General features: G+C 52.4%; 9 protein-coding genes. 6 read left to right on the top strand and 3 right to left on the bottom strand.

Going from position 1 to position 12,020, the window contains the following annotated elements:
- Nucleotides 1–11: 11 nt before the first annotated feature.
- Nucleotides 12–617: an FMN-dependent NADH-azoreductase gene (azoR, locus tag OGV69_RS14045; RefSeq protein ID WP_006684422.1), complete on the bottom strand. Its 606-nt coding sequence runs from the start codon at nucleotides 615–617 to the stop codon at nucleotides 12–14.
- A gap of 201 nt (nucleotides 618–818) precedes the next feature.
- On the opposite strand from azoR, the gene hrpA reads away from it, so the two are divergent.
- The 3 genes from hrpA (at nucleotide 819) to aldA (ending at nucleotide 7,238) form a co-directional block, all read left to right on the top strand.
- Nucleotides 819–4,721 (top strand): ATP-dependent RNA helicase HrpA, encoded by a 3,903-nt coding sequence (gene hrpA, locus OGV69_RS14040; RefSeq protein WP_069324956.1) that lies wholly within the window; start codon nucleotides 819–821, stop codon nucleotides 4,719–4,721.
- Nucleotides 4,722–4,807: 86 nt separating this feature from the next.
- Nucleotides 4,808–5,599 carry a YdcF family protein gene (locus OGV69_RS14035; protein WP_069324955.1) on the top strand — a complete coding sequence of 264 codons (792 nt, stop codon included), beginning with the start codon at nucleotides 4,808–4,810 and terminating at the stop codon, nucleotides 5,597–5,599.
- Nucleotides 5,600–5,798: 199 nt separating this feature from the next.
- On the top strand, nucleotides 5,799–7,238 hold the full coding sequence (gene aldA / locus OGV69_RS14030; protein ID WP_069324954.1) for an aldehyde dehydrogenase: 1,440 nt from the start codon (nucleotides 5,799–5,801) through the stop codon (nucleotides 7,236–7,238).
- A gap of 86 nt (nucleotides 7,239–7,324) precedes the next feature.
- On the opposite strand, the gene gap is transcribed toward aldA, so the two are convergent.
- Nucleotides 7,325–8,326, bottom strand: a complete 1,002-nt coding sequence (gene gap, locus OGV69_RS14025; RefSeq protein ID WP_069324953.1) for a type I glyceraldehyde-3-phosphate dehydrogenase — start codon at nucleotides 8,324–8,326, stop codon at nucleotides 7,325–7,327.
- A gap of 189 nt (nucleotides 8,327–8,515) precedes the next feature.
- On the opposite strand from gap, the gene cybB reads away from it, so the two are divergent.
- The 3 genes from cybB to OGV69_RS14010 all read left to right on the top strand — a co-directional run bounded on the left by cybB (nucleotide 8,516) and on the right by OGV69_RS14010 (nucleotide 10,965).
- On the top strand, nucleotides 8,516–9,046 hold the full coding sequence (cybB, locus tag OGV69_RS14020; RefSeq protein WP_069324952.1) for a cytochrome b561: 531 nt from the start codon (nucleotides 8,516–8,518) through the stop codon (nucleotides 9,044–9,046).
- A gap of 231 nt (nucleotides 9,047–9,277) precedes the next feature.
- Nucleotides 9,278–9,697, top strand: a complete 420-nt coding sequence (locus tag OGV69_RS14015; RefSeq protein ID WP_038640795.1) for a translesion error-prone DNA polymerase V autoproteolytic subunit — start codon at nucleotides 9,278–9,280, stop codon at nucleotides 9,695–9,697.
- A gap of 2 nt (nucleotides 9,698–9,699) precedes the next feature.
- Nucleotides 9,700–10,965: a Y-family DNA polymerase gene (locus OGV69_RS14010; protein WP_069324951.1), complete on the top strand. Its 1,266-nt coding sequence runs from the start codon at nucleotides 9,700–9,702 to the stop codon at nucleotides 10,963–10,965.
- A gap of 18 nt (nucleotides 10,966–10,983) precedes the next feature.
- Here OGV69_RS14010 and OGV69_RS14005 read toward each other — a convergent pair whose 3' ends face one another.
- Nucleotides 10,984–11,868, bottom strand: a complete 885-nt coding sequence (locus OGV69_RS14005; protein WP_038640791.1) for a LysR family transcriptional regulator — start codon at nucleotides 11,866–11,868, stop codon at nucleotides 10,984–10,986.
- Nucleotides 11,869–12,020: the final 152 nt, after the last annotated feature.

Raw genomic sequence — 12,020 nt, 5'->3', positions numbered from 1 at the left:
AGGGTGAATTATCAGGCAGCAACCACGCTGTCGATAGCGGCTTTCGCATCGGACTGGGCTTTAGATGCCACTTCCGGGCCGTAAGCGATACCTTCAGCAAAGACCACGTTCACGTCGGTGATACCGATAAAGCCCAGGAACACGTTCAGATACGGTGTGATCAGGTCAGTCGGCGTATCTTTATGAATACCCCCACGGCTGGTCAGCACCACTGCGCGTTTACCGGTCACCAGACCTTCCGGACCTTTCTCGGTGTAGCGGAAGGTCACGCCGGCACGGGCAATCAGGTCAAAGTAGTTTTTCAACTGCGTCGGAATGTTGAAGTTATACATCGGCGCGGCGATAACAATCACATCATGCGCTTTCAGCTCAGCGATCAATTCGTCAGACAGCGCCAGCGCTTCTTGCTGACGCGGCGTCAGCGGCGCATCGCTTGGGCGCAGCGCACCCACCAGTTCGCCATCCAGTACCGGAACAGGGTTTGCAGCCAGGTCGCGGACGGTGATTTCATCAGCAGAGTGCTTTTCACGCCACTGTTCAACAAAATAATCAGACAACTGACCAGACTGAGAGTACCCTGCCAGAATACTGGATTTAAGAACTAATACCTTGCTCATGGGTGTTTCCTTTTATGTGTTTGAAGGGGTAGTGCCCCGTTGCTTGTTGACACTTTATTCACAATCCTGTCGCAGTGATAGCGCAATATATCGAATCCTATGTTCGAAATTATTGAACAACACATGAAAAGCCCCGATGTGGTACTCTATATCTATCATCTAAAAGAGATTTAACCCGGCAGAAGGCTGCCTTTTAACGCTATGACAGAACAACCAAAATTAACCTTCACCATGTTGCAGCAACAGCTGGACTCGCTGATGCTGCGTGACAGACTGCGTTTTACCCGCCGTTTGCACGGCGTGAAGAAGGTTAAAAATCCTGATGCACAACAGGCCATTTACCAGGAGATGGCAAAAGAGATCGAGCAGGCAGCCGGTAAAGTTGTGCTGCGTGAAGCGGCGCGTCCGGTCATCAGCTATCCGGAAAACCTGCCTGTCAGCCAGAAAAAACAGGATATTCTGGAAGCCATTCGCGACCATCAGGTGGTGATTGTGGCTGGTGAGACCGGTTCAGGTAAAACCACCCAGTTGCCGAAAATCTGTATGGAGCTAGGGCGCGGGGTGAAAGGGCTGATCGGCCATACTCAGCCGCGTCGTCTGGCGGCGCGTACCGTGGCGAATCGTATTGCGGAAGAGCTGCAAACCGAGCCGGGCGGCTGTATCGGCTATAAGGTCCGTTTTAGCGATCATGTTAGTGACAACACCATGGTTAAGCTGATGACGGACGGTATCCTGCTGGCGGAAATCCAGCAGGATCGGCTGCTAATGCAGTACGACACCATCATCATCGATGAAGCGCATGAACGCAGCCTGAATATTGATTTTCTGCTTGGCTACCTGAAAGAACTCCTGCCGCGTCGTCCGGATCTAAAAATTATCATCACTTCGGCGACCATTGACCCGGAACGCTTTTCTAAGCATTTCAACAATGCGCCGATTATCGAAGTCTCTGGTCGAACCTATCCGGTGGAAGTTCGCTATCGCCCGATTGTTGAAGACGCAGATGACACCGAGCGTGACCAGTTGCAGGCAATTTTTGATGCCGTAGATGAGTTAGGCCGTGAAAGCCAGGGCGACATACTGATCTTCATGAGCGGCGAGCGCGAAATCCGCGATACCGCTGATGCCCTGAATAAGCTGGATTTGCGTCACACCGAAGTGCTGCCACTGTATGCGCGTCTCTCCAATAGCGAGCAGAACCGTGTGTTCCAGTCGCACAGCGGTCGTCGTATTGTGCTGGCCACCAACGTGGCGGAAACCTCGCTGACCGTACCGGGTATCAAGTATGTCATTGATCCTGGCACCGCGCGTATCAGCCGCTACAGCTATCGCACGAAAGTCCAGCGTTTGCCGATTGAACCGGTGTCGCAGGCCTCTGCCAACCAGCGTAAAGGCCGATGCGGTCGCGTTTCGGAAGGGATCTGTATTCGTCTGTATTCTGAGGACGACTTCCTGTCGCGTCCGGAGTTTACCGATCCGGAGATCCTGCGTACCAACCTGGCGTCCGTTATTTTGCAGATGACCGCGCTGGGACTGGGGGATATCGCGGCGTTCCCGTTTGTTGAAGCGCCGGATAAACGCAATATTCAGGACGGGGTGCGCCTGCTCGAAGAGTTGGGTGCGATAACCACCGATGAACAGGCAACCGCTTACAAATTAACGCCGTTGGGCCGCCAGCTGTCGCAACTTCCGGTGGATCCGCGTCTGGCGCGTATGGTGCTGGAAGCGCAAAAACATGGCTGTGTGCGTGAGGCGATGATCATCACCTCGGCGCTGTCCATTCAGGATCCGCGCGAGCGTCCAATGGACAAGCAGCAAGCTTCCGACGAGAAGCATCGCCGCTTCCATGACAAAGAGTCTGATTTCCTGGCGTTTGTGAACTTATGGAATTACCTCGGCGAGCAGCAAAAAGCGTTGTCGTCAAACCAGTTCCGCCGTCAGTGTAAAGTCGACTTTCTTAATTATCTGCGCGTACGTGAATGGCAGGATATCTACACACAACTGCGCCAGGTGGTAAAAGAGTTGGGCATTCCGGTCAACAGCGAACCCGCTGAATATCGGGAGATCCACGTCGCATTGTTGACCGGTTTACTGTCCCATATTGGGATGAAAGATGCCGATAAGCAGGAATTTACCGGTGCGCGTAACGCCCGTTTCTCGATCTTCCCGGGTTCCGGTTTATTCAAAAAACCGCCGAAATGGACGATGGTGGCGGAGCTGGTGGAAACCAGCCGCCTGTGGGGACGTATTGCCGCGCGTATCGATCCCGAGTGGGTGGAGCCAGTTGCGCAGCATCTGATCAAACGTTCATACAGCGAACCGCACTGGGAACGCGCGCAGGGCGCGGTCATGGCGACAGAAAAGGTCACCGTCTACGGCTTACCGATTGTTGCTGCCCGTAAGGTGAACTACAGCCAGATCGATCCGGCGCTGTCACGTGAACTGTTCATTCGTCATGCGCTGGTGGAGGGCGACTGGCAAACGCGCCATGCTTTCTTCCGTGACAACCTGAAGCTGCGGGCGGAGGTGGAAGAGTTAGAACATAAATCGCGCCGTCGCGACATCCTGGTTGATGATGAAACGCTGTTTGAGTTTTACGACCAGCGTATTAGCCATGATGTGATTTCTGCTCGCCACTTTGATAGCTGGTGGAAGAAAGTTTCCCGCGAGACCCCGGACCTGCTCAACTTTGAAAAGAGCATGCTTATCAAAGAGGGCGCGGAAAAAATCAGTAAGCTGGATTATCCGAACTTCTGGCACCAGGGCAATCTCAAACTGCGTTTGAGCTACCAGTTCGAACCGGGAGCCGATGCGGATGGTGTGACCGTGCATATTCCGCTCCCACTGCTCAATCAGATCGAAGAGAGCGGTTTTGAATGGCAGATTCCTGGCCTGCGCCGCGAGCTGGTGATCGCCCTGATTAAGTCGTTGCCGAAACCGGTACGACGTAACTTTGTTCCTGCTCCGAACTATGCTGAGGCATTTTTAGGCCGCGTGACGCCGCTGGAACTGCCGCTGCTGGACGCGCTGGAACGTGAACTGCGCCGGATGACCGGCGTCACCGTTGACCGCGATGACTGGCATTGGGATCAGGTACCCGATCACCTAAAAATCACCTTCCGGGTGGTGGATGACAAGAACAAGAAGCTACAGGAAGGACGCTCGCTACAGGATCTGAAAGATGCCTTGAAGGGTAAGGTTCAGGAAACGCTGTCCGCGGTGGCGGATGACGGTATCGAACAGAGCGGATTGCATATCTGGAGCTTCGGACAGCTTCCGGAAAGTTACGAGCAAAAACGCGGTAACTATAAGGTAAAAGCGTGGCCAGCGCTGGTCGATGAGCGTGACAGCGTCGCCATCAAATTGTTTGATAATCCGCTGGAGCAGCAACAGGCTATGTGGTGCGGCTTACGCCGCCTGTTGCTGTTGAACATTCCTTCACCGATCAAATACTTACACGAGAAGTTGCCTAACAAAGCCAAGCTGGGGCTGTATTTTAACCCGTATGGCAAAGTGTTGGAGTTGATTGACGACTGTATCTCCTGCGGTGTGGATCGGTTGATCGACGCCCATGGTGGTCCCGTGTGGACGGAAGAGGGCTTTGCGGCGTTGCATGAGAAGGTGCGGGCTGAACTGAACGATACGGTGGTGGATATCGCGAAGCAGGTCGAACAGATCCTGACCGCGGTGTTTAATATCAATAAGCGTCTGAAAGGGCGTGTGGATATGACCATGGCGTTAGGGCTTTCAGATATCAAAGCGCAAATGAGCGGGCTGGTGTACCGCGGATTTGTCACTGGTAATGGTTTCAAACGCCTGGGCGATACGTTGCGTTATTTGCAGGCTATTGAAAAGCGTCTGGAAAAACTGGCCATCGATCCGCACCGTGACCGTGCACAGATGCTGAAAGTGGATAGTGTGCAGCAGGCCTGGCAGCAATGGTTCAATAAACTACCGCCTGCGCGCCGTGAAGATGACGACGTCAAAGAGATCCGCTGGATGATAGAAGAGCTGCGCGTCAGCTACTTTGCCCAGCAGCTTGGTACGCCGTACCCTATTTCAGATAAACGTATTCTGCAGGCGATGGATCAGATCACGGGATAACGCCGCGCTGAACCACCGGCCGGACAAGGCGTAACCGCCATCCGGCCTCTGTACCCGGTAAAGAATAAACACCAGGAGTCATGAATATGAGTCAGTTTCCGACGCTTTCCGCGACCACGCTGGCGGCGATCAATACTGTAGGGCAATGGCTGGCGCAGAGCGATTTTACGGGGGACATCACGGTTCAGTCAGATTGCGTAATTCTGGCGGGGAACGCGGTGATCCCGACCATCGATGCCGCCTGTCGGATCGCGAAAGACCAACAGGTTCCCTTATTGATTAGTGGGGGCATCGGCCATTCTACGCGCTTTCTGTATGACGCGATTGCCCGACATCCTCGCTACAATATCATTCGAACCACCGGACGTGCGGAAGCGGCGATCCTTGCCGATATCGCTCACCAGTTCTGGCACATTCCGGGGGAGAAGATTTGGGTGGAAGACCAGTCAACAAACTGCGGTGAGAATGCCCGATTTAGCTGTGCGTTACTGAGCCAGGCGATAGAAGGCATGCATACTGTCATTGTGGTACAGGATCCGACCATGCAACGCCGAACGATGGCCACCTTTCAGCGCGTAACCCGCGATGAGCCGCATGCGCCACGCTGGTTGGGTTTCCCGGGATTCGTCCCGGAGTTGGTCCAACAGGGCGACGGCGTGGACTTTGCGCCGACGGCCGAAGGGCTATGGTCAGTGGATCGCTATCTTTCGCTCATTACCGGAGAGTTGCCGCGTCTGCGGGACGATGTTAGTGGCTATGGTCCCTGTGGCCGCGATTTTATCGTGCACGTGGATATTCCCGGTAACGTTGAGGCCGCCTGGCAGCAACTGAAAAGCGATACCGCGCTGTCAGACTTACTGGAGAGCCGCTCTCTGTGATCCCCGCTGCCCGTTTGTAAGCGTTTTGTTGCAAACGGGCATAAATCCCGCCCGTTTTTTCCTTTCATCAGCGCTTTGCCAGACGCTTTTATGAAGCCGCTCACAGAACAGTCACTGTAGTGATAATTCGTCAGGCATGATTGATATTAATTAACAATAGTTTTACTTGTTAAAAACAAATCAATTACAGGAGAAGCGCATGTCAGTACCCGTACAACATCCTATGTATATCGATGGGCAGTTTGTGACCTGGCACGATGACGCCTGGATTGATGTCGTCAATCCGGCCACGGAAGAGGTTATCTCACGTATTCCGGATGGACGTGCCGAAGATGCGCGTAAAGCGATAGACGCCGCCGAGCGCGCTCAGCCTGAATGGGAAGCGCTGCCTGCCATTGAACGGGCGAACTGGCTACGCAAAATATCTGCGGGTATCCGCCAACGCGCCAGCGAAATCAGCGCATTGATAGTGGCTGAAGGCGGGAAAATACAGCAACTGGCCGACGTTGAAGTCGCATTTACCGCCGATTATATCGATTACATGGCCGAGTGGGCACGCCGTTATGAAGGCGAGATCCTGCAAAGCGATCGCCCGGGTGAGAATATCCTGCTGTTTAAGCGTGCTCTGGGCGTGACAACGGGCATTCTGCCGTGGAATTTTCCGTTCTTCCTGATTGCTCGCAAACTGGCCCCCGCGCTGCTGACGGGCAATACCATTGTTATTAAACCGAGTGAGTTTACGCCCAACAACGCCATCGCCTTTGCCAAAATTGTTGATGATATCGGCTTGCCTCGCGGGGTATTTAATCTGGTCCTGGGACGCGGTGAAACGGTCGGCCAGGAACTGGCCGGAAACCCGAAAGTCGCAATGGTCAGCATGACCGGTAGCGTCGGAGCGGGCGAAAAAATTATGGCTGCAGCGGCCAAAAACATCACTAAAGTCTGCCTGGAACTGGGGGGCAAAGCCCCAGCTATCGTGATGGATGATGCTGACCTTGAGCTGGCCGTAAAGGCAATTGTTGACTCACGGGTGATCAATACCGGGCAGGTATGCAACTGCGCCGAACGCGTGTACGTCCAGAAAGGTATTTATGACCAGTTCGTTAATCGTCTGGGTGAAGCGATGAAAGCCGTACAGTTCGGCAATCCGGCTGAGCGCAATGACATTGCGATGGGACCGTTGATTAACGCCGCTGCGCTGGAACGAGTGGAGCAGAAAGTTGCGCGAGCGGTGCAGGAGGGGGCCAGAGTAGTGCTGGGCGGTAAGGCGGTAGAAGGCAAAGGCTATTACTATCCGCCGACATTACTGTTGGATGTGCGTCAGGAAATGGCGATTATGCACGAGGAGACCTTTGGTCCGGTGCTGCCGGTGGTGGCGTTTAATACGCTGGAAGAGGCACTGACGATGGCCAACGACAGCGACTACGGGCTGACTTCATCAATTTACACGCAAAATATGAACACCGCGATGAAGGCGATTAAGGGGCTGAAGTTTGGTGAAACCTATATTAATCGTGAAAACTTCGAGGCAATGCAGGGTTTCCACGCGGGGTGGCGCAAGTCCGGGATTGGTGGGGCAGACGGTAAACACGGCCTGAATGAATATCTGCAAACGCAGGTAGTTTATCTGCAGTCCTAAGCTTTTAGCCGGGTGAGTTTGTACGTCACCCGGCGTAATTTTTACACTTTGTCGGCTATCCCGTGCATTCGACCTCCGCCACAACGTCAGAGCTTGATAAATTTATCCAGCGTGCGAATAAGTTGGGTCACAAAACCGTACTCGTTATCGTACCAGGCGACGGTTTTTACCAGTTGCAGATCGCCCACTTCGGTAATCTCAGTTTGTGTCGCATCAAATACCGAACCGAAATGTGAGCCAATCACATCTGACGAGACAATCTCCTCGTCGGTATAGCCAAATGACTCATTATTCAGCGTGGCTTTTTTCAGCGCGTTATTAACCTCTTCAGCGGTGACCTTTTTACTCAATACCGACACCAGTTCCGTGACGGATCCGGTTTTCACCGGTACACGCTGGGCGTGGCCTTTTAATTTTCCGCTCAATGCCGGAATCACCAGGCCAATCGCTTTCGCCGCACCGGTGGTATGGGGAATGATGTTCTCCGCCGCCGCCCGCGAGGCGCGCAGATCTTTTCCGCGAGGGCCATCTACCAGCGATTGTGTCCCCGTGTAGGCATGGATGGTTGTCATGGTGCCCAGTTGAATACCGAAGTTGTCATGCAGGGCTTTCGCCATCGGCGCCAGGCAGTTAGTGGTGCACGATGCGACGGAGATAATTCGATCGTTCTCATCCAGCGTGTCGTCGTTCACGTTAAAAACAATGGTTTTCATATCCCCGGCAGGGGCGGATATCAGGACTTTTTTGGCGCCTGCGTCCAGGTGCGCGTTGGCTTTTTCTGTTGAGGTATAAAAACCGGTGCATTCGATGATGATCTCTGCGCCAGTGGTTTTCCACGGGATATTTTTGGCCTCTTTTTCTGCATAAACAGCGATTTTTTTACCGTCGACAATCAGCGCGTCTTCGGTAAAGTCGATACTCCAGGGAAATGGACCGTAATTTGAGTCGTGTTTTAACAGATAGGCGAGAATTTTGGGCGAGGTCAGGTCATTAATGGCGACGACCTCCACGCTGCTTTTGACCTCCAGTAGTCGACGCAATACCAGACGACCGATACGACCAAAACCGTTAATGCCAATTTTTCTCATGGTTTTCTCCTGTCAGGATGAGGCGGTACGACATATTTTCCCTACCAGGCATAGTCCAGTCAGGCATCCGGGGCAATAGCTGTTTTTGCGCTTAAACGTAACTGACTGATAATGGATGAACAAAAATTAATGAATTTTTAACAAAAGCCCGTTATGTTGACGCATTATTGTTTTTATTCAGGAAGTGTTATGGGGAATAAGTATTCTGGCCTGCAAATTGGTATTCACTGGCTGGTTTTTTTGTTGGTCATTGTGGCCTACAGCGCCATGGAGTTTCGCGGGTTTTTCCCGCGTAGCTATCGTCCCTTGTTCAACATGGTGCACGTATCCTGTGGCATCACGATTTTAACGCTGATGGTGGCGCGTCTGCTGGTCAGGCTGAAATATCCGGCGCCGCCGATTGTGCCAAAACCGAAACCGATGATGACCGGAATGGCGCATCTGGGGCATCTGGTTATCTATCTGTTGTTTATTGCGTTGCCGATTATTGGTCTGGTGATGATGTACAACCGGGGCAATCCGTGGCTTGCATTTGGCCTTGTCATGCCATATGCGGCAAAAGCCAACGTTGATCTCGTGGAGATGCTGAAGTCCTGGCACGTGACGCTGGCAAACCTGGGCTATTTTGTTATTGGTTTACATGCCGCAGCCGCCCTGATGCATCACTACTTCTGGAAGGATAATACGCTGCTGCGCATGATGCCGCGTAAGCGTTCCTGACGTAAAGCCCCGCAAGCGCGGGGCTTTTTTACCGCTTGCAGATGTCCTTATCGTTCCGGTTAAATGAACATCTTCCTCTGCGGAATAAAACAAAAAATTATTTTTCCAGACACGATAAAAGCTTACCGACGAGATGATTAAACAATACCCAGTTCGCTACTCTCGTCACTTGATCGCCGTCCTCATTAAAACTACTGTATATAAATACAGTTAAGTGAGAGGCAGATTATTATGTTGTTTTTCCAGCCTGCAAAACGTCGACAAACGAAAAATTTTCCCCTGTTCAGCGACCTTGTGCCCTGTGGTTTTCCTTCTCCGGCGCAGGATTACGTTGAGAAAGGTATCGATCTCAATGACCTGCTGGTACAGCATCCCAGCGCAACCTATTTTGTAAAATCATCGGGTGATTCTATGGTCGGGGCGGGGATCGGTGAGGGTGATTTGCTGATTGTCGACAGCGCCAGAAACCCGGCTCATGGAGACATCGTGATTGCCGCCATTGAGGGTGAATTCACCGTTAAACGTCTGCAATTGCATCCAATTGTGATGCTCAGGCCAGAGAACAGAGCCTACGCGCCCATCATAATCAGCAGCGAGGACTCGCTGGATATCTTTGGCGTGGTGACGTTTATCGTTAAGGCGGCTGGCTAATTATGTTTGCCCTGGTGGATGTTAATTCGTTTTACGCCAGTTGTGAGATGGCATTCCGGCCCGATCTGAAAGACAAACCGGTTGTCGTTCTTTCCAATAACGACGGTTGTGTTATCGCCTGTAGCGCGAAGGCTCGGGCGCTTGGCGTCACAATGGGCGCTCCGTACTTCAAACAGAAAGATCTGTTTCGGCGCTACGGCGTGGTGTGTTTTAGTTCCAACTATGAACTGTATGCGGATATGAGCAGCCGGGTCATGTCTATCCTGGAAGACCTCTCTCCACATGTGGAAAGGTACAGTATTGATGAAGCCTTCTGCGATTTGACGGGAGTAAGAAATTGTAGGGATCTGACGGATTTTGGTCTCGAAATCAGGGCCACAATTCTACAGAAAACACGCCTTCAGGTTGGCGTTGGCATCGCCCAGACCAAAACGCTGGCAAAGCTCGCGAATTACGCCGCCAAAAGATGGCCGCAACAGACTCGCGGAGTGGTGGATTTATCAAATATTGACCACCAACGTAAGCTGATGGCTGCACTCCCTGTCGGTGAAGTGTGGGGCGTGGGCCGCCGTATCAGTAAAAAACTGGACGCGATGGGGATTAAAACCGTCCGTGACCTGGCTGATACCGACATTCGCTTTATTCGCAAACACTTCAACGTGGTTCTTGAACGAACCGTACGGGAATTGCGCGGTGAGTCGTGCCTGGCGCTGGAAGAGTTTTCGCCGGTTAAACAGGAAATCGTCTGTTCACGCTCGTTTGGTGAAAAACTCACTGATTACAACGCGATGCGTGAAGCGATTTGCACCTATGCCTCACGTGCGGCGGAAAAGCTGCGCGGGGAGCATCAGTTCTGTCGGTTTATCTCTGTGTTTATCAAAACCAGTCCATTTGCCCTGAAGGAACCTTATTACGCTAACAGCGCGTCGGTAAAACTGCTGATCCCGACCCAGGACACCCGGGAAATCATGAGTGCGGCAACGCGCAGCCTGGACGCTATCTGGCGAGAGGGGCAACATTATCAAAAAGCGGGTGTGATGTTGGGCGATTTTTTCAGTTCTGGCGTGGCGCAACTGAATCTTTTTGATGGCAACGCCCCCCGGAGCCACAGCGCGGAATTAATGATGGTGATTGATCGGTTGAATAAAAAGGGACGTGGGACAATCTGGTTTGCCGGACAGGGGATTGAACAGCCGTGGCAAATGAAACGAGAGATGCTCTCACCTCGCTATACAACGCGTTTTACTGATTTACTGCGCGTCAGGTGAGTCTTAATATCTGCTGATTCAAATTTTTAATGTATCGATGACGGCTCGCAGGGCAGGTGATACGTTACGGTGCGGGTAATACAGAAATGAACCATCCAGACGCTGACTGTAACGTTGCAGAACCCGGATAAGCGTGCCTCGTTCTAAATCATCGGCAATCAACTCTTCGGGGACATAACCCAGCCCCAGGCCCAGTCTGGCTGCTTTTGCTTCCATGTAACTGTCAGCAAAGGCCCACTGTCCCTGCGGCCGGTGGGTGATTTTTTTACCACCATCGTTGAGTTCCCAGGCATACAGGCTTCCATCACCAAACTGATATGCGATGCAGGGGTGGATCACTAAATCCGCTGGTGTTTGGGGAAAGCCGTAGCGACGAAAATGCTCCGGCGTGCCAACTACCGCCATCTCCATATCGGGTGAAATGCGCACCGCGACCATGCCACTACCTACTTCTGAACCCAGGCGGACGCCCGCATCAAATCGTTCAGCAATAATATCGACGAACCGACTTTCGCTAATAAGTTCAAGTCGGATATCGGGGTAGCGTTGTTTAAATACCGCCAGCTTCGGCAGGAGTACTTTATCAATGGCGTGCTGGCTGGCATTGATACGTACCGTACCTGAGGGAGTATTACGATAGTACGCCAGAGTGGAAAGCCCTGAATTCAAAGCATCGAACCCCGATTCTACAGTCCGGTAGAGCTGTTCGCCGGCATGCGTCAACGACAATTTACGCGTAGTACGGGCCAGCAACTGAACCCCCAGACGCTGCTCCAGCTCACGCACTGAACGGCTGATGCCTGATTGCGCCAACCCAAGTCGTTGTGCGGCCGCGGTAAAACTGCCTTCCCGCACTACCTGCATAAACAGGTAGAGATCGTTATAGTTTTCCCGTTTTGCCATTCTTCAGTCCTCGCCTGACATGCCGCCATTTATAACAATATGATATTAATTCTAGCATTTTACACCCTCTAATCAGAACGAATACTGCTACCTATAATGAGCGCATTGCAACCAGGCACAGCAATGTTGTCCGTATAAGACCTGTACCCACA

It is taken from the genome of Citrobacter sp. Cc139 (assembly GCF_030334645.1).
Classification (GTDB): domain Bacteria; phylum Pseudomonadota; class Gammaproteobacteria; order Enterobacterales; family Enterobacteriaceae; genus Citrobacter; species Citrobacter werkmanii.
The sequence above is the reverse complement of the archived record's forward strand: the minus strand, read 5'-3'. Positions and strand labels throughout refer to the sequence as shown.